A 21,594-nucleotide genomic window follows, 5' to 3' on the forward strand; every position below is an offset into this window, starting at 1 on the left:
CGCGATCACACCCCGCGCAGGCGGGCTCCGATCCGGGCGGCGGCCAGGTCGACCGCCGCGTCGCGGGCGGCGGCGATCTCGTCGGCCGTCAGGGTCCGGTCGGTGGCGCGGAAACGCAGGGTGTAGGCCAGGGACTTGTTGCCCTCGCCCGCCTGCGCGCCCTCGTAGACGTCGAACAGGCGCACCGACTCCAGCAGGTCGCCCGCGCCGTCGCGCAGGGCGGCCTCGACCGACGACACGGGGGTGTCGGCGGGCACGATCAGCGCGACGTCCTGGGTCGCCACCGGGTAGGCGGAGATCGACGGGGTCTGCACCGGCACCGGGGCGGCGAGGCGGGACAGTTCGAGCTCCATCGCCGCCGTGCGCTTCGGCAGGCCGAAGGCCTCCACGACACGCGGGTGCAGTTCGCCGGCGTGGCCCACCAGGATCTCGCCCGCGTAGAGGGCGGCGCAGCGGCCGGGGTGCCACGGCTCGTGCTGGTCGGCGCGGATGTCCAGCGTGACGCCCGCCTCGCGGGCCACCGCGCGGGCGGCCTCGATCGCGTCGGCCCAGGTCGCCGCGCGGCCCTGGCCCCACCAGCCGGACCGCTCGAACTCCCCGGCCAGGACGGCCGCGACGCGGACCGGCTGCTCGGGAAGCGCGGCGGCGAACAGCGCCAGCTCCTCGTCGGTCGGGCGGCGCTCCACCGTCAGGATCGGCGCCGTCTCCGGGGCGTCGGCGCCGGGGCGGTAGACCAGGCCCGTCTCGAACAGGGCCAGGTCGGTGAAGCCGCGGCCGACGTTGCGGACCAGGGTCTTGAGCAGGCCCGGCAGCAGCGTGGTCCGCATGAACGGCTCGTCTTCGCTGAGCGGGTTGACCAGCCGGGTCGCGCGGCGACGGTCGTCGTCGGCGGGAAGCTGCAGGTGGTCGAGGTCGCGGGCGCCGATGAACGGGTAGGACAGCACCTCGACGTAGCCCGACAGCGCCAGCGAGCGGCCGACCCGGCGGCGCAGCCGCTGCGTCTCGGTCAGGCCCGCGCCCGCCGGGGCCGCCGGCAGGACCGAGGGCAGCGTGTCGTAGCCCTCCAGCCGGATGACCTCTTCGGCCAGGTCGTTGGGGTCGGTCAGGTCGGGACGCCAGCTCGGCGGGTAGACCGTGATCGGGTCGTCGCCGGTCACGGCCAGCTTCGCGGCCAGGTCGCCACTGGTCACGACACCCGTGGCGGCCACGCCGCGACCACCCTCGGCGGCCGGGGCGACGCCGTCGACGACGCGGCAGCCGACCTGCTCCAGGCGGGTGACCACGGTCTCGCGGGAGTAGGGCACACCCGCGACCCGCGCCGGGTGACCCGACGGGATGGTGATCGACACGGGCGCCACGTCGATCTGCGCGTGGGTCACGCCGGGCTCGGCCACGCCGTCGCCCAGCTCGGTGAGGAGCTGGACCGCGCGCCACGACGCCACGAGCGGCAGCTCGCGGTCGACGCCGCGCTCGAAGCGCTTGGACGCCTCGGACACCAGGTTGTGCCGCCGCGACATGCGGGCCACGCCGGTGGCCGAGAAGTGGGCGGCCTCGATGACGATGTCGGTCGTCGAGCCGGAGATCTCGGTCGACAGGCCGCCCATGGTGCCGGCCAGCCCGATCGCGCCCGAGTCGTCGGTGATCAGGATGTCGTCTTCGGCCAGGTCACGGGTGACGTGGTCGAGGGTCTCCAGGCGCTCGCCCGGCAGGGCGCGGCGCACCACGATGCCGCCCTGGAGGGTGTTCCTGTCGAACGCGTGGAGCGGCTGGCCGAGCTCCAGCATCACGTAGTTGGTGACGTCGACGGCCAGCGAGACCGGCCGCATGCCCGCGCGGGTGAGCCGCACGCGCATCCACAGCGGCGACTCGGCGGAGGGGTCGAACCCGGAGACGGCGCGCAGCACGAACCGGTCGCAGGCCGTCGGGTCGCCGATCTCCGCGGGGTGGGTGACCCCTTCGGCGGCCGGGAGCTCCAGCGCGGCCGGGTCGCGGAACGGCACGCCGAACGCGGTCGCCGCCTCACGGGCCACACCCCGGATCGACAGCGCGTAGCCGCAGTCGGGGGTGATCTCCAGTTCCAGTACGTCGTCACGCAGCCCCAGCAGCTCGACGACGTCGGCCCCGAGGGGGGTGTCGTCGGGCAGCAGCAGGATGCCGGGGGACGACTCGGCGATGCCGAGCTCGGCCTCGGAGCAGATCATGCCGTCGGACAGGCGGCCGTAGGTCTTGCGGGAGGCGATCTCGAACCCGCCCGGCAGCACCGCGCCGGGCAGTGCGACCGGGACGACCGCGCCGATGCCGAAGTTGGTCGCGCCGCAGACGATCTCGCGCGGCTCGGCCTCGCCGACCTCGACCAGGCAGTGGCGGATCGGCTTCTTGAAGCCGGTCAGCTCCTCGATCTCGATGACCTTGCCGACCACGACGTTCTTCAGGTCGTGACCGTGGGAGGCGATGGCCTCCAGCTTGAGACCGGCGGCGGTGAGCTTGTCGGCGACCTCGTGTGCGGTGACGGGCGGGAGATCGACGTACTCCCGCAGCCACGAAAGCGGGACCTTCATCAGACCTCCATTCCGAACGGCAGGGTGAAGCGGATGTCGCCTTCGACCATGTCGCGCATGTCTTCTGCGTTGTGGCGGAACATCAGGGTGCGCTCGATGCCCATGCCGAACGCGAACCCGGAGTAGACCGAGGGGTCGACGCCGCAGGCGATCAGCACCCGCGGGTTGACCATGCCGCAGCCGCCCCACTCGATCCAGCCCTCGGACTTGCAGGTCCGGCACGGCGGGTTGCCCGGCACGGCGGACGCGCCGCGGCAGACGAAGCAGCGCAGGTCCATCTCGGCCGACGGCTCGGTGAAGGGGAAGTAGTTGGGCCGGAACCGGGTCGAGATGCCCTCGCCGAACATGACCTCGGCGAACCGGTCGAGCGTGCCCTTCAGGTGGGCCATCGTCAGGCCCTTGTCGATCGCGAGGCCCTCGACCTGGTGGAACACCGGGGTGTGGGTGGCGTCGAGCTCGTCGGTGCGGAACACCTTGCCGGGCGAGATGACGTAGACCGGCAGCGGGCGCTCCAGCAGGGCGCGGATCTGGACCGGCGAGGTCTGGGTGCGCAGCACCTTGCCCGACTTGACCGACTCGACGAAGAAGGTGTCGTGGTCGGAGCGGGCCGGGTGGTCGGGCGCGATGTTCAGCGCGTCGAAGTTGAACCACTCGGCCTCCAGCTCCGGGCCCTCGGCGACCTCGTAGCCCATGGCCACGAAGCAGTCGGCGATCCGCTCCTGGAGCGTGGTCAGCGGGTGGCGGGCCCCGCGCGGCGCGCGGTCCCACGGGAGGGTGACGTCGACGGTCTCCTCGACCAGCACGCGAGCGTCGCGCTCGGCCTCCAGCTCGGTCTGGCGGGCGGCCAGCGCCTCGCCGACGGCCCTGCGGGCGGCGCCGATCCGCTTGCCGGCCTCGGCGCGGGCGGCCGGCGGCAGCGCGCCGATCTCCCGGTTGGCCAGCGCGATCGGGGACCGGTCACCGGCGTGGGCCAGCCTGACCTGCTTCAGTTCGTCGAGATCCGCGGCCGAGGAGATGGCGGCGAGGGCATCGGCCTCCGCGCGCGCCAGCTCGTCGGCGTGCAGCGGTGTCACCTCGACCGGGTCGTAATCAGACAAGGGAACTCCGTATCCAGGGCCGGAATGGCGGCCCCTGATTCTAGTAGCTAAAGGAAAGCCCTAAGCCCGCCCGCCGGACCTGCGCCGTCGGAAGCGGGCCGCTTGAAATCCGGTCGATTCCCCAGGCCGCACCTGGTCTCACCCCTGTGGTCCGACATGGAGTGACCCGCCAGACCAAGAAATGTGGCCAGATATCCGGCCAAGCGCGCCGGTGGGCGAGGAGGAGCGGCAGGAGCGAAGCGACTAGAGCGGCGAAGGAGCCCACCGGGTCCAGAGCGCTTGGCCCGCCGCGCCGGAGGCGCGGCAATCAGACAGGAGTGCCGGTGGGCATGATAAATCGGAACTCCGCGCCGCCGCCGGGGGCGCGTTCGACGGTGATGGTGCCGCCGTGGGCCTCGACGAGGCCCTTGACGATGAAGAGGCCGAGGCCGGTGCCGCCGCGGCGGCGGTCGTTGCCGCGCCAGAACTGGCGGAAGACGCGCGAGGCCAGCTCGGGCTTGACGCCCTCGCCCTGGTCACGCACGGACACGGCCACTCCCCATTCGACGGGCTCTACGACGATTGTCACCTTACCGCCGCCGTGTCGCACCGCGTTTTCGACGAGGTTGCCGAGGATTTGATCCATCTTGTCCTGGTCGAGCCACATCTCCGGCAGGTCGCCCAGAACCGTGAGCGAGAACCGGTCTTCGGGCTCGCCGGCGGCCACGCGGCCGGCGATGATGCGCCGCGCGCGGGCGGGGATGTCGACGACCTGCCGCCGGATCTCCACCCGCCCGGACTCGATGCGGGAGACGTCGAGCAGTTCGGTGATCAGCCGGGTCACCCGGTCGGCGTCGGAGTTGACCGTCTGGAGCATGACGAGCTTCTGGGCGTCGTTGAACCGGTCCCACTTGGCCAGCAGCGTGGCGGTGAAGCCCTTCACGCTGGTCAGCGGCGAGCGCAGCTCGTGGGCCACGGTCGAGACGAGGTCGGCCCGGCTCCGCTCCAGGCGGCGGCGGGCCCCGGCGTCGCGCAGGGTGATCACCACGCGGATCACCCGGCCGGCCCGCGCGGGGGTGCGCACGAACGCCGCCGTGACCAGCAGGTCGCGGCCGTCGAGCTGGAGCGGGAGCTCGACCTGGCGGGACCGGATGGACAGGCCGCCCCGGGGGTCGAGCCACTTCCACCAGTCGCGCCCCTCGGCGTCGCGCAACGGGAGCACGTCGCCCACGTGACGCCCGGGGGACGTCTTGCGGTGCAGCCCGGTCAGGCGTTCGGCCGCCCTGTTCACGGCCATCACGACGCCGTCGCCGTCGACCACGACGACGCCGTCGGGAAGGGCGTCGATGGCGATCACACTCGACGGGTCGGCGACCCGTCCATGGGTGTTCTCGCCGCGCAAAGGACCCCTCCAGCCGTGCTCCGCGAGCCGTCTCCGCCGACAATAGCGGGTTTCCGGAGCCCTTCGGCAGCCCGTCACGGACCGGGTACGCACCTATTACACGGAATGTCAGATCTGCCGGAGAACTCGCGCGCTGGCGTACAGGCACACCGCGGCGGCGGTGGCCAGGTTCAGGCTCTCGGCGCGGCCGTAGATCGGCACCCGGACGACCTCGTCGGCCAGGGCCAGCACCTCGGGCGGCAGGCCCCACGCCTCGTTGCCGAACACCCAGGCCGTGGGGGCGGCGAGGTCGACGTCGTCGAGGGTGGCCGTGCCGGTGCCGTCGGCGGCCAGGATGCGCAGGCCCCGGTCCTTCAGCTCGGCCACGGCCTTGTCGACCGGCAGCCCGGTCACGACGGGCAGGTGGAAGAGGCTGCCCGCGCTGGCCCGTACACACTTGCCGTTGTAGGGGTCTACGGACGCGTCGGTGAACACCACCGCGTCGGCTCCGGCGGCGTCGGCCGTGCGCAGCACGGTGCCGGCGTTGCCGGGGTCGCGGACGTGCGCCAGCACCGCCACCAGCCGGGTCTCCTCGACCGAGGACAGGGGCACGTGGACGAATTTGCACACCGCCATCAGGCCCTGCGGGGTGACCGTCTGGGCGAGCTCGGCCATCACCTCGCCGCTGGCCCGGAACACCGGCACCCCGGCGCTCACGGCCGCGCCGACGATGTCGGCGTGCCGGGTCTCGGCCTCGGCGGTGGCGAACAGCTCCACCGTCACCCCGGGCAGCGCCAGCGCCTCCCGCACCGCCTGGGGCCCCTCGGCGAGGAAGGCCCGGTCGCGGTCCCGGAAGGCCCGCTTGGTCAGCCTCCGAGCGGCTTTGACGCGCGGCGACTTGGGATTGGTCAACTCGGTCACTCGGTCACGTTTCCCTCCGAGACGGAAAGAAGGGCCCACCAGGAACGGTGAGCCCTTCCGGAAAGCAGATGATCGCTTAGGCGACCGGAGCGTTCACGTCGGACGGGAGCGCCTTCTTGGCGGCCTCGACCAGCGTGGCGAAGGTCTGCGAGTCGTTCACCGCGAGATCGGCGAGGATCTTGCGGTCGACCTCGATGCCGGCAAGGCGCAGACCCTGGATGAGCCGGTTGTAGGTCATGCCGTTCTGACGAGCGGCGGCGTTGATCCGCTGGATCCAGAGGCGGCGGAACGCGCCCTTCTTGTCCTTGCGGTGGGCGTACGCATAGGTCATCGAGTGGAGCATCTGCTCCTTGGCCTTGCGGTACAGACGCGACCGCTGACCCCGGTAACCGCTCGCCCGCTCGAGGACGACCCTGCGCTTCTTCTTGGCGTTGAGCGCCCGCTTCACGCGTGCCATGTTGTTCTTCTCCCCGGGGGTCGTTACTTAGCGAGCAGCTTCTTGATCTTCTTGGTGTCCGCGTCGGACATGACCACGTCGTTCTCAAGCCTGCGCGTGCGGGTGGACGGCTTGTGCTCGAAAAGGTGCTTCCGGTTGGCCCGGCGGCGCACGATCTTGCCGGAGCCGGTGACCCGGAAGCGCTTCTTCGCACCACTGTGCGTCTTCATCTTCGGCATCTCAGCCGTCTCTCCCTCGTTGTTCCAAGCCGATCTCCCGGCCCCGCGAAGGGGGCCGGGTAACCGGCGTTCCTGACTCGCAAGAGCCGCGAAGAACGGGCTCCCAGTCTGTGCGTCCGCGCGGCGGTTTTTATTCCTCGGCGGCGACCGTGTCGGCCGCCGAGTCGTCGTCGCGGGTCGCCCGAGCCGCGGCCTTCTCGGCCTTCGCCTCGGCCTTCTTCTTGTGCGGGCCGATCACCATGATCATGTTTCGGCCGTCCTGCTTCGGCTGCGACTCCACGAAGCCCAGCTCGGTGACATCCTCAGCGAGCCGCTGCAGGAGCCGGAAGCCCAGTTCGGGACGCGACTGCTCACGTCCGCGGAACATGATCGTGACCTTGACCTTGTCCCCCGCCTTGAGGAAGCGCACGACGTGACCCTTCTTGGTCTCGTAGTCGTGCGGGTCGATCTTCGGCCGGAGCTTGATCTCCTTGATGATCGTGTGTGCCTGGTTGCGGCGGGCTTCGCGCGCCTTCATGGCCGACTCGTACTTGAACTTGCCGTAGTCCATGAGCTTGCAGACAGGCGGGCGTGCCGTCGCCGCGACCTCAACGAGATCGAGGTCGGACTCCTGGGCGAGCTTCAGGGCGTCGTGGATGGAGACGATGCCGACCTGCTCGCCGTTCGGGCCGACGAGGCGGACCTCGGGGACACGAATACGATCGTTGATGCGGGGCTCGGTGCTGATGGGACCTCCAAGGGACCTTCGCCTGTGTGTTCGACCATGCCGGAAACACGAATAGACCCCGGCACGTCACGCATGCGGGGCCACTGAGTCCGAGAACTCGATTGTGATCCTTGAACCCGTCTGCCTCGCGGCTGATCAGGTGGGAGGAGGACCTCCGCTTGCGCGTCCGGCACGTGCCGGACCGATCGGTTCATGAGTTTAGCACGATTACAACGCCGACTCACCCGCGGTCCGCATGGCCTCCACCGGGACCGGCGACCGCCCGGTCATCAGCTCGACCTGCCGCACCGCCTGGTGCAGCAACATCGAGAAGCCCCCGACGATCGTCCCGCCCTCCTTCCGCACGGCCTGGGCCAGCTCCGTCGGCCACGGCGAGTAGACGACGTCGAAGACGGCCCGCGCCCGGGAGGCCTCGACGGCCAGCCCGTCGGCCGCCCCCGAGGGCAGGGTGGAGATCAGCAGATCCACGGATGTGTCGAAACTCTCGAACGCCTGGACGTCGACGGACATTCCCAGCCGTTCGGCCACCTCCAGGGTCTCCCCGGCGCGGCGCGGGTCGCGTACCACCAGGGTCGCCTCCGCGAGCCCGAGCTCGCGCAGCGCGGCCAGCGCCGAGGCGGCGGTGGCGCCGCCCCCGAGGACGGTCGCGCTGGCGGGGGCCGGCACCCCCGCCTCGGCCAGGGCGGCGACGATGCCGTGGACGTCGGTGTTGGCGCCGTGCCGGGCGCCGTCGCGGAAGATCACGGTGTTGGCCGCGCCGACCTCGACCGCCAGCGGCGCGACCGTGTCGAGCAGCGGGAACACCACCCGCTTGAGCGGCATGGTCAGCGACAGCCCGGCCCATTCGGGGCCGAGGCCGCCGACGAAGGCGGCCAGTTCCTCCTCCCGGCACTCGATCGCGTCGTACCGCCAGCCGGTCAGGCCGAGCGCGGCGTAGGCCGCCCGGTGGAGGTAGGGCGACAACGAGTGGCGGACCGGGAAGCCGAGGACGGCTGCTCTCTTGTTCACGTGGTCAATTCTGGGTGGCGTGGAACTTGTCGCGCAGGCGGACGAACTCGGCCTCGCTGGCGGTGAACTCGGTGACGCCGTTCTCCGGGTCGGTGGTCACGAAGAACAACCAGTCGCCCTTGGCGGGCTTCAGCGCGGCCTCGATGGCGTGGTCGCCGGGGTTGGCGATCGGGCCGGGCGGCAGGCCGTCGACCCGGTAGGTGTTGTAGGGCGAGTCGTCGCGGGTCTCCTCGAAGGTCGCGGCGATGCCGTACTTGCCCAGGCCGTACATCGTGGTGGAGTCCATCTGGAGCTTCATCGGCGGGTTGAGCGCCAGCCGGTTGTAGATGACCCGGGCCACCTTGCCCATGTCGTCGGGGGTGCCCGACTCGGCCTGCACGATGCTCGCGACGGTCATGATCTCCATCGGGGTGAAGCCGAGCCGCTTCGCCTCGGCGTTCAGGTCGAACTTCTGGGCGGTCTCGTTGAAGCGGTCGGTCATCCGGGTGAGGATCTCGCTCGCGGTGATGTTCGGCGGCAGCTCGTAGGTCGCCGGGAACAGGAAGCCCTCGGCCCTGCCCTTCGCGTAGGACGGCAGGCCGATGTCGCCCTTGGCGGCGTCGGCGAACTCCTTGGCGGGGATGCCGGTCGCCTCGGCGAGGGTGTCGTAGACGCGGGTGGCGCGGTAGCCCTCGGGGATGGTCAGGCTGTCGCGCAGGCGCTTGTCGGGGTCGAGCAGCCCGACGGCGGCGGCGGCCGACATGCGCTTCTTCATCGCGTAGTGGCCGGGCTGGAGCGAGCCGCCCTTGCCGGCCGCGTCGACGGCCTGGATGAAGGCACGGGCGCTGGCCACGACGTCCTCCTTCTCCAGTTCGGCGGCGACGTCGCCGGCGGAGGCGCCCTCCTCGATCACGATGACCACTTCACCGGTGCCAGAGCCGGTGTAGTCGTCGGCCGTCACGGCGTCGCTGACCCACTTGTAGCCCAGGTAACCGCCGCCGCCCAGGATGCCGACGATGATCACGATCGCGATCAGGGACGCGGCCGCGCCCTTGCGCCTGGTACGCCGCCTGCGGCGCCGGCTGCGGCTCTGCTGTCGGCGCGAACGCCTCGGCCCCCCCTCGTCGGAGGCGCCGAGCAAAGAGTCCATGTCGAGGTCGTTCATAGTGCGCTGGCCAATCTCTCGGTAGGACTGGCCTCGCGTCAAGCGATGCGCCAAACCGAGGGGGGATCAAGCTTCGGTATGGATCTCGGTCCGGCACGCGGACCGTCGGTCATCGTTCGGCCTAGTTCGTCCCGAGGTACCTGTTCAGCTCTTCCCGATATTTCACGAACTCGCCTTCGTTGTCAGTGAATTTGGTGATTCTACGGCCTGGATCTGTAGTGACAAACCAGTACCAATCACCCTTCGCTGGCTTCAAGGCCGCCCGAAGTGCCTGCTCACCGGGGTTTCCGATCGGACCAGGCGGTAGACCATCGATCCGATAGGTGTTGTACGGAGAGTCGTCGCGGGTCTCGTCGATGGTCGCGGCGATGCCGTACTTGCCGAGGCCGTACATGGTCGTCGAGTCCATTTCGAGGCGCCCGCCCTTTTTGAGGCGGTTGTAGATCACTCTAGCGATCTTGGGATAGTCGTCGTCACGCCCGCCCTCGGCCTGCACGATGCTGGCCGTGGTCACCACGTCGAGGGGGCTCATGCCCTCGCGCGAGTCGAGTCCCAGGCGGTCGGCGACCCGGCCGAACTGGGCGGCCATGTCGCGCAGCAGGCTCCTGGCGGTGCTCGACGGCTCGACCTCGTAGGTCGCCGGGAACAGGAAGCCCTCGACCGACTTGGCGTAGGACGGCAGCCCGAGCGCGGCAGGTTGCGCCGCCGCCTTCTCGAACTCGGCGACCGGGACACCGGAGGCGGCCGAGAGGCGGACGTACACCTCCTTGGCGCGCAGCCCCTCGGGGATGGTCACCCGCCGGGACACCCGCGAGTCGCGGTCGAGCAGCCGGTCGAGCGCGATCGAGGCGGACATGCCCTTGTTCAGCCGGTAGTCCCCTGGCCGCAGGCTGCCCGACTTGGCGCGGGCCTCCACCTCCCGGACGAACGCCCCGGAACTGGCCACCACCCCCGCCTTGGCGAGCGTCTCGGCGATCTGGACCGCGCTCTCGCCGGGACTGATGCGGACCACGACCGGGCCGGTTCCGGCGCCCTCGAAGTCGTCGGGTCCCAGAAACGGGCGGGCCAGCGTGTAGAGGCCGACGATCCCGGCGGTCGCCACGGCCGCCAGCCCGGCGTAGACGATCTTCCGGGTGCGGTCGCGGCGGACCTCGTGGTCGACGGGCTCGGCCTCACCGGCAAGCAGGAACGTGTCCCACTCCTGCGGGCTCACCGCTCGGTCCCGGGACTCGTTTCTCCACCGGGGGGTGGGTCGAGGGGATGACCTGGTGGTTTGCCGGACGCACGCTCGCCGTCGAGGGCGGCCTGGAGCAGCACCACGGCCGCCGCCTGGTCGATGACGTCGCGCTGGTTCCTGGCCTTGCGGCCGCTCTGGCGCAGGTTGGCCTGCGCGGTCACGGTGGTCAGGCGCTCGTCGTAGAGGCGGACCGGGACCGGCGCGACGCGGGCGGCCAGCGCCGCCGCGAACTCGCGGGCGGCCCCGGCCGCGTGGGACTCCCGGCCCGACAGGGAGGTGGGGAGGCCGACGACGACCTCGACGACCTCGTGTTCGGCGACCAGCGCGGCGAGGCGGTCGAGGTCGCCCCTGCCGCGCTTGACCGTCTCGACCGGCGTGGCCAGCAGCCCCGAAGGGTCGCTGCGGGCCACGCCGATGCGGACCGACCCGGCGTCGACGCCGAGTCGTGTGCCCCGTCTCATGACGTCACAGGCTGGCGTTGATCGCCTCGATGACCGCACGCAGCGCGTCGTCGACAGCGCCCGCGTTCGTCCCCCCGCCCTGCGCGACATCGTCCTTGCCGCCACCGCCACCCCCAAGTGCCTTGGCGGCGACTCCTACCAGACGGCCCGCCTTCAGCCCTCGGTCGCGTCCCGCCTCGTTGACAGCGGCGACCACGACGGGACGGTCCGAGGGGACACCGGCGACGACGACCACCGCGGCGCTTCCGGGGAACCGGCCGCGCACATCGAGAGCGAGTTTACGCAGGTCATCAGGGGTGGTACCAGCAGGCGCGCGGTGCGTTACGACGGAAACGCCCTGGATGTCCGAGGCCCCGGACGCGAGCTCCCCGGCCACCGCGAGCACCTGCGCCGACCGCAGTCTCTCCAGCTCCTTCTCTGCGTTGCGCAACCGGGTGACGATGCCGTCGACCCGCTCGGGCAGCTCCTCGGGCCGCGCCTTGAGCGCTCCGCTGAGCTGCGAGACCAGCACGCTCTCGCGGGCCAGGTGGCGGAACGCGTCGAGACCCACCAGGGCCTCCACGCGGCGCACCCCGGCGCCGATCGACGACTCGCCGAGCACCTTGATCAGGCCGAGCTGGCCCGAACTGGCGACGTGGGTGCCGCCGCAGAGCTCGCGCGAGTAGTCGCCGACCTCGACGATGCGCACGACGTCGCCGTACTTCTCGCCGAACAGGGCCAGGGCGCCCATCTTGCGCGCCTCGGCCTGCGAGGTGTGCAGGACGTTGACCTTGAGGTCGTCGATCAGCGTCGCGTTGACCTCGTCTTCGACGTCGCGCAGCACGCTGACGGGCACCGCGCCGGCCGAGGTGAAGTCGAACCGGAAACGGCCCGGCGAGTTCTCCGAACCGGCCTGCGCGGCGGTCTCGCCGAGCGCGTTGCGGAAGCCGCGGTGCACCAGGTGGGTCGCGGTGTGGCTGCGCGAGATCGACCGGCGGCGGTCGACGTCGATCGCCGCGTGGGCGGCGTCGCCGACCTTGACCTCGCCGGAGGTGACCTTGCCGCGGTGGACGACCAGGCCCGCGATCGGCGACTGCACGTCGACGACCTCGATCTCGCCGTTCTCGACCTTGATGACGCCCTGGTCGGCGAGCTGGCCGCCGCCCTCGGCGTAGAACGGGGTGCGCAGCAGCACGACCTCGACGGTGGTGCCCGCGCCCGCGACCGGCACCGGCGCGCCGTCGACGATGACGCCGGCGATCTCGGTGTCGGTGGTCAGGTGGTCGTAGCCGAGGAACTCGACCTTGCCCGCCTTCTCGAGGATCTGGCCGAACACCGAGATGTCGGCGTTGCCGGTCTTCTTCAGCTTCGAGTCGGCCTTCGCGCGGTCGCGCTGCTCGGCCATCAGGCGGCGGAAGCCCTCTTCGTCGACCTTCAGGCCCTGCTCGGCCGCCATCTCGAGGGTCAGGTCGATCGGGAAGCCGTAGGTGTCGTGGAGCTGGAACGCCTTGTCGCCCGACAGGACCGACGTGTGCGCCTTCTTGCTCTCGGCGACCGCCGTGTCGAAGATCGTGGTGCCGGTGCGGAGGGTGCCCAGGAAGGACGCCTCCTCGGCGTCGATCACGCCGTGGATCTGCGCCGCGTCGGCGATCAGGTCGTGGTACTGCTCGCCCATCGTGCCGATGGTGGTGGCGGTGAGCTCGTGCATGTAGCGCTCCTCGCCCGAGCCGAGCAGGCGCAGGTTGCGGATCGCCCGGCGGAGCATGCGGCGCAGCACGTAGCCCCGGCCCTCGTTGGAGGGCAGCACGCCGTCGCCGACGAGCATGACGCCCGCCCGCAGGTGGTCGGCGATGACCCGCAGCGACACGTCGTTGCGGGCGTCGGCGCCGTAGCGGGTGCCGGTCAGCTCGGCCGCCCGGCTGAGGATCTTGAAGGTGGTGTCGATCTCGTAGATGTTGTCGACGCCCTGCAGGATCGCCGCCATGCGCTCCAGGCCCATGCCGGTGTCGACGCTCTTGGCGGGCAGCTCGCCGACCACGTCGAAGTCGATCTTCGAGCGGACCGCGCCGAGCGTGTACTGCATGAAGACGTTGTTCCAGACCTCGAGATAACGGGTCTCGTCGGCGACGGGCCCGCCCTCGCGGCCGTATTCGGGGCCCCGGTCGAAGTAGATCTCCGAGCAGGGGCCGCCGGGGCCCGGGACGCCCATGTGCCAGTAGTTGTCGGCCAGGTCGCGGCGCTGGATGCGCTCGGCCGGGACGCCGGCCCGCTTCCAGATCTCGATCGCCTCGTCGTCGTCGAGGTAGACCGTGACCCACATCTTCTCTTCGGGGAACCCGAAGCCGCCCGCGGCGACCGGGCTGGTGAGCAGCTCCCACGCGAAGGGGATCGCCTGCTCCTTGAAGTAGTCGCCGAACGAGAAGTTGCCGAGCATCTGGAAGAAGCTGGCGTGCCGCGTGGTCTTGCCGACCTCGTCGATGTCGAGGGTGCGGATGACCTTCTGCGCGCTGGCGGCCCGCTTGTAGGGCGGCTTCTGCTGCCCGAGGAAGTAGGGCTTGAACGGGACCATGCCCGCGTTGACCAGCAGCAGCGTCGGGTCCTCTGCGACCAGGCTGGCCGAGGGCACGACGGTGTGCCCGCGCTCTTCGAAGAAGCGCAGGAAGCGGCGTACGATCTCTGCCGACTCCATTTCAGCGGCCGTCCTTTACGTCGTTGGTGATATGTCCGACTGTTCCGAGCCCGTGCCGGGCCCGCAACTCGTTTTCCCTGCTCGCCGCCATGGCGCGCACGTCGCCGGCGAAGTCGCGCACCTGGTGGGCGGTGCGCCGGGCGACGTGGTCGGGCCTCAGTGACTCCAGTTTGCGCATGACCCAGACCGCCAGCGAGGCGCCCAGCGTCATGTAGAAGAGGCGGCGGATCACGGCCGCGGCTCCAGCGACTTCCTCCGCCGACCGCGCCGCGACAGGGCGCCGCGGATGCCGTGGGCGATCGAGGAGACCTTGATCAGCGGCCCGGTCACGACCGTCGAGGCCAGCCCGGTGATCTTGGCGACGTCGTCGCTGACCTCCTTCACGTTGGAGGCTATCGCCTCCACCGCGACGAGCTGGCGGTTGGTCTCGCTGACCGTGTAGCTGACCTCGTTGAGCAGGGGCACCACTTTGTCGCCGAGCTCGTTGACGACCTTGGTGGTGGCGGTGAGCAGCCGGGCCAGTTTGATCAGCACGTAGGCCAGGAAGCAGACGAGGATCGCCCAGAACATGGCGACGATCAGGCCCGCGACCTCTCCGGCGGTGAGCATGGGCGAACCTCCTTGGCGGGGCCCCTGCATGAATGGCAGAAACCCTATCGCGTATTCCAGGTCCGCCTTCTGCCACGGCGATCGCCGGGCATGCGTGTTCGGGTCAGCGTTCGCCGCGCAGGAAGGCGCGCAGCTTCCCCCACCGCTCGGCCACCGGGGCCTCGGCCCCGTGGGTGGTCGGCTCGTAGTAGCGCCGGTCGCGCAGTTCCTCGGGCGCGTAGTCCTGCCGCACCACGCCGTGGTCGAAGTCGTGGGGGTAGCGGTAGGCCTCCCCGTGGCCCAGCTTCTTCGCGCCCGGGTAGTGGGCGTCGCGCAGGTGGGGCGGGACCTGCCCGATGTGCCCGGCCCTGACGTCGGCCTGAGCTGCGCCGATGGCCTTCACCACGGCGTTCGACTTGGGCGCCAGGGCGCAGTGGATGACCGCCTGGGCCAGGTTGATGCGGCCCTCGGGCAGGCCGATGAAGTCGACCGCCTGGGCTGCGGCCACGGCCACCTGGAGGGCGGTCGGGTCGGCCATGCCGACGTCCTCGGAGGCGAAGACGACGATCCGGCGGGCGATGAAGCGGGGGTCCTCCCCCGCCTCGACCATGCGGGCCAGGTAGTGGAGGGCGGCGTCGGCGTCGGAGCCGCGCATGCTCTTGATGAAGGCGCTGATGACGTCGTAGTGCTGGTCGCCCTGGCGGTCGTAGCGGACGGCGGCCTTGTCGACGGCCTTCTCGACCACCTCGACGGTGACGTCGTCGGCCAGCAGGGCGGCGGCCTCCAGGTAGGTGAGGGAGCGCCGGGCGTCTCCCCCGGCCAGCCGGACGAGCTGCTCCCTGGCCTCGGGCCGGAGGGTGACCGCGCCGTCCAGGCCGCGTTCGTCGGCCACGGCGCGGTCGAGGACGGCGCCGACGTCGTCGTCGGTGAGCGACTCGAGGGTCAGCAGCAGCGAGCGCGACAGCAGCGGCGAGATCACGGAGAAGAACGGGTTCTCGGTGGTGGCGCCGATGAAGGTGACCCAGCGGTTCTCCACGGCCGGGAGCAGGGCGTCCTGCTGGGCCTTGTTGAAGCGGTGGACCTCGTCGACGAACAGCACGGTCTGCCGGCCGGTCATGCCCAGTTCGCGGCGGGCGTTCTCGATGGCCGTACGGACGTCCTTGACCCCCGCCGAGACGGCCGAGACCTCGACGAACCGCCGTTTGGTGACGTTGGACACGACGTAGGCCAGCGTGGTCTTGCCGGTGCCGGGCGGCCCCCACAGGAACAGCGACATCGGGGCCTCGCTCTCGACCAGCCGCCGCAGGGGGGTGCCGGGCCCGAGCAGGTGGCGCTGGCCGATGACCTCGTCGAGGGTGCGCGGGCGCATGCGCACGGCGAGGGGTTCGGGCGTGTTGTCCCGTGCGGCCGAATCGAACAGGCTCTCCACAAACCCCTAGCCTAGGCCCCACACGGCGGTGGCCCCGGTGTGCCCGGCGCGCACGACGTAGAACGTGACGGCGATGGCGCCGGCCACGGCCAGGACCGACAACACGGTCGTCAGGGTGCCCGTCCGGCCCTTGGAGACGGCCCAGACCAGCACCAGCGCGACGACCGCCAGGGCGATCGAGGTGAGCAGCAGCGGGGTGGCGAACGACTCGTGCTCGGCCACCGGCGCGGGGGCCTGCCCGCCGTAGCGCGACTCTTTGAGCGCCTCGCCGCTCAGCCGGGCGGCGAGCACGCTGATCGGCGCGGCGACGGCCAGCAGCACCACGGCCCAGTCGAGCCGCGCCCGGAACCGGGGCAGCAGGGCGTAGGCGACGGAGACGGCGGCCAGCAGCGGGGTGAAGACCACGGCGGCGTGGACGACCAGCGGATGCAGGGGGAGGCCGAAAACGGAATCGAACATGCGGGGACATCTCCTTCGTCATCCACTCATACCCGAGCGATCCCGCGCAGGTTCCCAGACGGATGTGAGAGCGGGATGAGAGCCGTCAGCTCCTGACCCGTCCCCGGAAGGGGCGGGTGGCCGGGTCGGGCGGCACGCTGACCGGCCGGCCCTCCATCGCGCGCAGGGCGTGCCGCACCCCGGCGTCGAGCTGCGGGTCGGCGCCGCGGGCCCAGTCGGCGGGGGTGATGAGCACCTCCTCGTCGGGGGTCGCGCCCCGGTTCTCCAGTTCCCAGCCGTAGTTCTCGCTCCAGTGGGCGAACCCCGGCACCCGCATCCGGGTGCCGTCGGCGAGCCGGTAGACGCCCCGGATGCCGATGACGCCGCCCCACGTCCGGGTCCCGATGACCGGCCCGAGGCCGAGCGCCTGGACGGCGGCGGTGATGATGTCGCCGTCCGAGGAGGTCTCCTCGTCGCACAGCACCACGACGGGGCCGCGCGGGGCGTCCATGGGGTAGCTCCTCGGCTCCTCCCGCCGGGAGAGCTTCCAGCCGACGATGCGCCGGGAGAGCTTCTCCACCACGAGCTGGGAGGTGTTGCCGCCCTGGTTGGCGCGCACGTCGACGATCACGGCGTCCTTGGCGAGCTCGTGGGACAGGTCGCGGTGCAGCTGCGCCCAGCCCTCGCGCTGCATGTCGGGCACGTGCAGGTAGCCGATCCGCCCGCCCGACAGGCGGCGGACCAGCCGGCGCCGGTCGGCCACCCAGGAGTGGTAGCGCAGCCGCCGGTCGTTGACCAGCGGGACCACGGCCACGCGGAAGACGCGGGCGCCCGACTCCACGGTCAGCTCGACGGGGTGCCCGTAGGCGGCCCACAGCAGCGGCGCGGGGCCGGTCACCGGGTCGACCGGCACGCCGTCGACGGCCAGGATCGCGTCGCCGGCCCGCACGCCGGAGCCCTGGAGCGGCGAACGGGCCGCGCTGTCGGACAACTCGGAGGGGAAGATACGCAGGATGCGCCACAGGCCGTCGGTGTCGGGCCCGATGTCGGCCCCGAGGCGGCCGGTGGGGCTGCGCCAGTGGTGCCGGGCGGCGTACACGTAGGCGTGGGAGGCGCCGAGCTCGCCCACGACCTCGCGGACCAGGTCGGCGAAGTCCTCCGGGCCGCCGACCCGGTCGAGCCACGGACGGTAGGTCTCCAGCACCTCCGGCCAGTCGACCCCCGCCATGTCGCCGACCCAGAAGTGGTCGCGCATGATGCGCCCGGCCTCGGCGTAGGCCTGCCGCCAGCGCCGGGCCGGGTCGATCCGCACCCGGACGCGGTCGAGGTCGACGGTCACGCCGTCGCCGTTCTTGCTCGTCGCCGAGATGACCCGCAGCTCCGAGGCGTCGCCCACGACGATCCGGCAGCCGTCCCCGCTGACGGAGAAGAAGTGGACGTCGGTGGCGAGCTCCTCGGTCTTGCGCTTGTCGAGGTCGAACCGTTCGAGCACGGTCGGCTCGCCGGCGCCGCCGCGGCACCAGACCAGCCCGCCCTTGACCGGGCGCAGCGCCCAGTAGTGGGCCTCCGGGACCGGCAGCGGCACGATCCGCCCGTCGAGCCCGGCCAGGTCGACGGTGACGGGCCCGTCGCCGGAGTCGCCGCCGTCGGCCGGCCTGCCCTCGACGGAGGGGGCGAACGGGGAGGCCGCGCCCGCCGCGAGCGGCAGCAGGTAGGGGCGGGTGCCGTGGGTGATCACCAGGTCGAAGCTGTGGGAGTCGCGGATCATCTCGAAGCCGCGCAGCGACAGGAAGACCAGGTTGCGGCCGTCGCCGGTGAAGGCGGGCGACATGTCGGTGAAGCGGCCGTCGGTGACGTGCACGATCTCCGTCGCCGGGGTCTCCGGGGCGGGGGTCTCGGTCACCTCGGCGCCCGAGCCGGCGTCGTCCTCCGGCGCTCCGGGCCGCTGGAGCCGGGCCATCCGGATGGCGTGACCGCGGGACACCGGGTGGCACCACACCAGCCACTGGGAGCGCGGGTCGAACCCCAGGTCGCTGATCACGCCGTGCTCGGTCCGGGTGAGCTCGGTGACCGTGCCGGTCTCCGGGTCGACCAGGAGCAGGCGGCCGTCGTGGGAGGCGACCGCGATCACCGAGCCGTCGGGGGCGGCCTCCATCTCCTCGACCTGGCCCAGTTCGCCGGCGGCGACGGTCCGGGTGGGGCCGCCGGGCACGCCCAGCTCGATGGCGTCCTCGCCGGGGGCGTCGGTCACCCACGCGGCCGGGCCGTTGACGCGTCTGCCCAGGTCGTCGGGTTCGGCGTCGTCGGCGCGTTCGAACCGGCCCAGCACGATGGGCAGCCGGGCCCGGCCGCGCCCGGACAGCAGCCGGACCGGGCCGTCCTCGTGGGTCACCCAGTGGACGGCCCCGCCCACCTCGACGGCGCTGGCGCGGCCGGTGGTGTCGCAGGCGGCGTCCTCGGGGCGGGGGCTGGCCCAGAAGGGCTGACGGCCGCGGCCGGCGCCGCCGAGGCGCACCTCCAGCGGTTCGGGCTCGGCGTCGAGGCCGGGCAGCAGCCACAGGCTCCCGGCGCGGGCGTAGACGATCCGGGTGCCGTCGGTGGCCGCCTGGCGGGCGTAGAAGTCCTCATGGTGGGTGTGCTTGCGGAGGTCGCCGCCGTCGTACCGGACCGAATAGAGGTTGCCGGTCCCCTCGTGGTCGGAGAGGAACACGATCCGGCCGCCGACCAGCATCGGCGCGGCGAGCTGGCCCTCGTGGCCGGTCAGCAGGCGGCGTCCGTCGAGCCACAGGCGGCCCATGCCGCCGCCCCGGTAGCGCTTCCAGTGGGCGGGGTCGTGCCCGGCCGAGGCGGTCAGCAGCAGCGTGCGCCCGTCGCGCAGGTCGAGGTCGCTGACGGGGCCGTAGGGCAGCCGCTCCCCCGGGCCGCCGTCGACCGGCACGGTCCGCGCCCACGTCCAGTGGGCGAACGGCTGGTCGTGGGAGCTGCCCGCGATCACGGTCCGGGCGTCGCGCCAGCCGTGCACCCGCGCGCCGCTGCCGCCCCAGTGGGTGAGCTGCTCGATCGCGCCGCCGTCGACCGGGGCGACGTACACCTCCGCGGGGATCCGGCCACCCTGCCAGGCGACCGACGCGCCGTCGGGCGACAACCGGGGATGGGCGGCCCCCACCTGCTCGACCGTGAGGCGCCAGGCCCGCCCGCCGTCGAGCGGAGCGATCCAAACGTCGTCTTCGGCGACGAACGTCAGAAGATCATGATGGATGTGAGGAAACCGGAGGTATGACCCGCTAGGCACCCCCACAATGCTAATCCCAGCCCTGGTGAAGGCAAGATCGTTACCCATGGGGCGCCTGGGACGGGGCTTACGCGAAGCGAACACGATCACGGATAGAGTGACGCGAAACTTCAGCAATGGACGAATAAAGGGAAGGCAACGCAGTGACCCACACGAATCGGCAGAAACCCCTGGCCCTCAGCCAGGCCCGTCGCATCCGGTTGGGGGTCGGTGCAGTGATCCTCTCGCTCTTCGCGGTGACCGCGTGCACGAGCGCGGACGGCAACACGGCGGCGCCCGGCGAAGAGCCGCCCCCGTCGTCGGCCGCCCCGTCGATCTCGGCGATCCCCTCGACGCTGCCGGACCAGCCGACCGCGCCCCCGACGCCGGTCGACCCCAGGAACGTCAAGTGCGAGTACCGCAAGGACGACACCGGCGTGCCGAGCAAGTTCGTGGGCATGCCCCCGGCCAAGCCGATGAAGGCCGCGCTCAACGCCAAGAACATGACGCTCAAGACCAACCAGGGCGACATCGTCATCGAGCTGGTGCCCGAGTCGACGCCGTGCACGGTCAACTCGTTCTACTTCCTGGCGAAGAAGAACTACTTCGACAACACCCTGTGCCACCGGCTCACCACGACCGAGAGCAACGGTCTCGACCTGCTGCAGTGCGGTGACCCGCAGGCCAAGGGCGACGGCAAGAACAAGACCGACGGCACCGGCGGCCCCGGCTACCTGTTCCCCGACGAGAACCTCGGCCCGGCCTACACGCGCGGCGTGGTCTTCATGGCCCAGGGCGGCGACGCGGCCAACTCCAACGGCAGCCAGTTCGCCATCTCCTTCAGCGACGAGGCGGCCCAGCTCCCGGCGGCGTACACGCCGTTCGGGGTGGTGACCAAGGGCCTCGACGTGGTCGACAAGATCGCCGCGGGCGGGGTCATCAAGAACGAGGACGACATCCTGTCGGAGGACGGCGGCTCCAACGCGCCGAAGATCCGCGTGGTGATCAAGGACGTCATCGTCAAGTAGGCGTCTCCATCGAAGGGCGGGTCCACCCGGACCCGCCCTTCGGTGTTTCTGGAGACATGAATCCCATCAGAACCCCTAGAATCTCGCGAAAGGCGAATCTTTCCCCAGATTCCAGGCATGAGTGCCATTCCCCTGACCGGAGGCCACCCGTTGTCCGAGCACGAGCCGGCACCGTCGTGGGTCATCGACCCGCACAAGCCCAGCGTCGCCCGGATGTACGACTACTACCTCGGCGGCAAGGACAACTTCGCCGCCGACCGGGAAGCCGCCGACGAGATCCTCGCCCGCATGCCGTACGTCCGCGACTTCACCCGGGAGAACCGCGCGTTCCTGTCACGGGTCGTCCGGCTGCTGGCCGCCCGGGGGATCCGGCAGTTCCTCGACATCGGCTCCGGCCTGCCGACCCGGGAGAACACCCACCAGGTCGCCCAGGCGGTCGCCCCCGACGCCCGTGTCGTCTACGTCGACAACGACCCCATCGTGCTGGCCCACGGGCGGGCGCTGCTGGCCAAGAACCGCAACACCGCCGTCGTCCGGGCCGACCTGCACGACCCCAAGGGCATCATCGACCACCCCGAGGTGCGGTCCCTCATCGACTTCTCCCAGCCGGTGGCGATCATGCTGCTGGCCATCCTGCACTTCGTGCCCGACGACGACGAGGCGTCCCGGATCGTGCGGGAGCTGCGGGTGCCGATGGTGCCGGGCAGCTACCTGGTGATGTCCCACGGCCACATGGGCGAGGTCGACGACGACCTCCAGGAGGTCGTGTACAAGACGTACCGGCAGACCACCAGCGGGAACATCACGGCCCGCACCTCCTCGCAGGTCGCGGCCTACTTCGAGGGCATGGAGCTGCTGGAGCCCGGAATCGTCCAAGTGGGGGTCTGGCGACCGGAGATCAGGGGGCTGGCCGACGCCGACCCCCGCAAGGCCGGCTTCTTCGGCGCCGTCGGCGTCGTCAGGTAAAAGCAGAAAGGGCCGGTC

The 21,594-nt window shown here is 71.2% G+C and carries 19 protein-coding genes; 2 read left to right on the top strand and 17 right to left on the bottom strand.

The window, feature by feature from the left end:
- Positions 1–5: 5 nt before the first annotated feature.
- From GT755_RS37150 to GT755_RS37230, 17 genes are all read right to left on the bottom strand, one after another.
- Complete coding sequence (locus GT755_RS37150; RefSeq protein WP_161484246.1) at positions 6–2,558, bottom strand: phenylalanine--tRNA ligase subunit beta; 2,553 nt, start codon at positions 2,556–2,558, stop codon at positions 6–8.
- The gene (pheS, locus tag GT755_RS37155; RefSeq protein WP_456319075.1) at positions 2,558–3,694 is read right to left on the bottom strand and encodes a phenylalanine--tRNA ligase subunit alpha; all 1,137 of its coding nucleotides are present in this window, start codon (positions 3,692–3,694) and stop codon (positions 2,558–2,560) included. The genes GT755_RS37150 and pheS overlap by 1 nt, the downstream gene beginning before the upstream one ends.
- Before the next feature lie 268 nt (positions 3,695–3,962).
- Positions 3,963–5,036 (bottom strand): sensor histidine kinase, encoded by a 1,074-nt coding sequence (locus tag GT755_RS37160; RefSeq protein WP_161484248.1) that lies wholly within the window; start codon positions 5,034–5,036, stop codon positions 3,963–3,965.
- 108 nt (positions 5,037–5,144) lie between these two features.
- Entirely contained in the window at positions 5,145–5,936 is a 792-nt protein-coding gene (locus GT755_RS37165) for a TrmH family RNA methyltransferase (RefSeq protein WP_161484249.1), read from the bottom strand.
- A gap of 76 nt (positions 5,937–6,012) precedes the next feature.
- Positions 6,013–6,393 (bottom strand): 50S ribosomal protein L20, encoded by a 381-nt coding sequence (gene rplT / locus GT755_RS37170; protein ID WP_030456929.1) that lies wholly within the window; start codon positions 6,391–6,393, stop codon positions 6,013–6,015.
- A 23-nt stretch (positions 6,394–6,416) separates the two neighbouring features.
- Positions 6,417–6,611, bottom strand: coding sequence for a 50S ribosomal protein L35 (rpmI, locus tag GT755_RS37175; protein ID WP_030456928.1), 195 nt, complete (start codon positions 6,609–6,611; stop codon positions 6,417–6,419).
- Positions 6,612–6,741: 130 nt separating this feature from the next.
- Entirely contained in the window at positions 6,742–7,338 is a 597-nt protein-coding gene (gene infC, locus GT755_RS37180) for a translation initiation factor IF-3 (protein ID WP_161484280.1), read from the bottom strand.
- A 207-nt stretch (positions 7,339–7,545) separates the two neighbouring features.
- Positions 7,546–8,346 carry a shikimate dehydrogenase gene (locus tag GT755_RS37185; protein WP_407929450.1) on the bottom strand — a complete coding sequence of 267 codons (801 nt, stop codon included), beginning with the start codon at positions 8,344–8,346 and terminating at the stop codon, positions 7,546–7,548.
- 4 nt (positions 8,347–8,350) lie between these two features.
- Positions 8,351–9,475 carry an endolytic transglycosylase MltG gene (gene mltG, locus GT755_RS37190; RefSeq protein WP_235968228.1) on the bottom strand — a complete coding sequence of 375 codons (1,125 nt, stop codon included), beginning with the start codon at positions 9,473–9,475 and terminating at the stop codon, positions 8,351–8,353.
- A gap of 136 nt (positions 9,476–9,611) precedes the next feature.
- Complete coding sequence (mltG, locus tag GT755_RS37195) at positions 9,612–10,703, bottom strand: endolytic transglycosylase MltG (protein WP_202610987.1); 1,092 nt, start codon at positions 10,701–10,703, stop codon at positions 9,612–9,614.
- A complete protein-coding gene (ruvX, locus tag GT755_RS37200) occupies positions 10,700–11,188 on the bottom strand; it encodes a Holliday junction resolvase RuvX (RefSeq protein ID WP_161484251.1) in 489 nt (162 codons plus the stop codon). The genes mltG (GT755_RS37195) and ruvX overlap by 4 nt, the downstream gene beginning before the upstream one ends.
- Before the next feature lie 4 nt (positions 11,189–11,192).
- Entirely contained in the window at positions 11,193–13,856 is a 2,664-nt protein-coding gene (alaS, locus tag GT755_RS37205) for an alanine--tRNA ligase (protein ID WP_161484252.1), read from the bottom strand.
- 1 nt (position 13,857) lies between these two features.
- Positions 13,858–14,088 carry a hypothetical protein gene (locus GT755_RS37210; RefSeq protein ID WP_161484253.1) on the bottom strand — a complete coding sequence of 77 codons (231 nt, stop codon included), beginning with the start codon at positions 14,086–14,088 and terminating at the stop codon, positions 13,858–13,860.
- Positions 14,085–14,465 carry a DUF948 domain-containing protein gene (locus tag GT755_RS37215; RefSeq protein ID WP_030456920.1) on the bottom strand — a complete coding sequence of 127 codons (381 nt, stop codon included), beginning with the start codon at positions 14,463–14,465 and terminating at the stop codon, positions 14,085–14,087. The genes GT755_RS37210 and GT755_RS37215 overlap by 4 nt, the downstream gene beginning before the upstream one ends.
- A gap of 103 nt (positions 14,466–14,568) precedes the next feature.
- Positions 14,569–15,813 (bottom strand): replication-associated recombination protein A, encoded by a 1,245-nt coding sequence (locus tag GT755_RS37220; RefSeq protein WP_161484283.1) that lies wholly within the window; start codon positions 15,811–15,813, stop codon positions 14,569–14,571.
- A gap of 66 nt (positions 15,814–15,879) precedes the next feature.
- Positions 15,880–16,332: a DUF2231 domain-containing protein gene (locus tag GT755_RS37225; RefSeq protein ID WP_161484254.1), complete on the bottom strand. Its 453-nt coding sequence runs from the start codon at positions 16,330–16,332 to the stop codon at positions 15,880–15,882.
- Positions 16,333–16,417: 85 nt separating this feature from the next.
- Positions 16,418–19,603, bottom strand: coding sequence for a S41 family peptidase (locus tag GT755_RS37230; RefSeq protein ID WP_328794754.1), 3,186 nt, complete (start codon positions 19,601–19,603; stop codon positions 16,418–16,420).
- A gap of 215 nt (positions 19,604–19,818) precedes the next feature.
- Between GT755_RS37230 and GT755_RS37235 the strand changes: the two genes are divergently transcribed.
- Positions 19,819–20,610: a peptidylprolyl isomerase gene (locus GT755_RS37235; RefSeq protein WP_328794755.1), complete on the top strand. Its 792-nt coding sequence runs from the start codon at positions 19,819–19,821 to the stop codon at positions 20,608–20,610.
- Between the two features lie 117 nt (positions 20,611–20,727).
- A complete protein-coding gene (locus GT755_RS37240) occupies positions 20,728–21,576 on the top strand; it encodes an SAM-dependent methyltransferase (protein WP_161484257.1) in 849 nt (282 codons plus the stop codon).
- Positions 21,577–21,594: the final 18 nt, after the last annotated feature.

The organism is Herbidospora solisilvae (genome assembly GCF_009901565.1).
Classification (GTDB): Bacteria; Actinomycetota; Actinomycetes; order Streptosporangiales; family Streptosporangiaceae; genus Herbidospora; species Herbidospora solisilvae.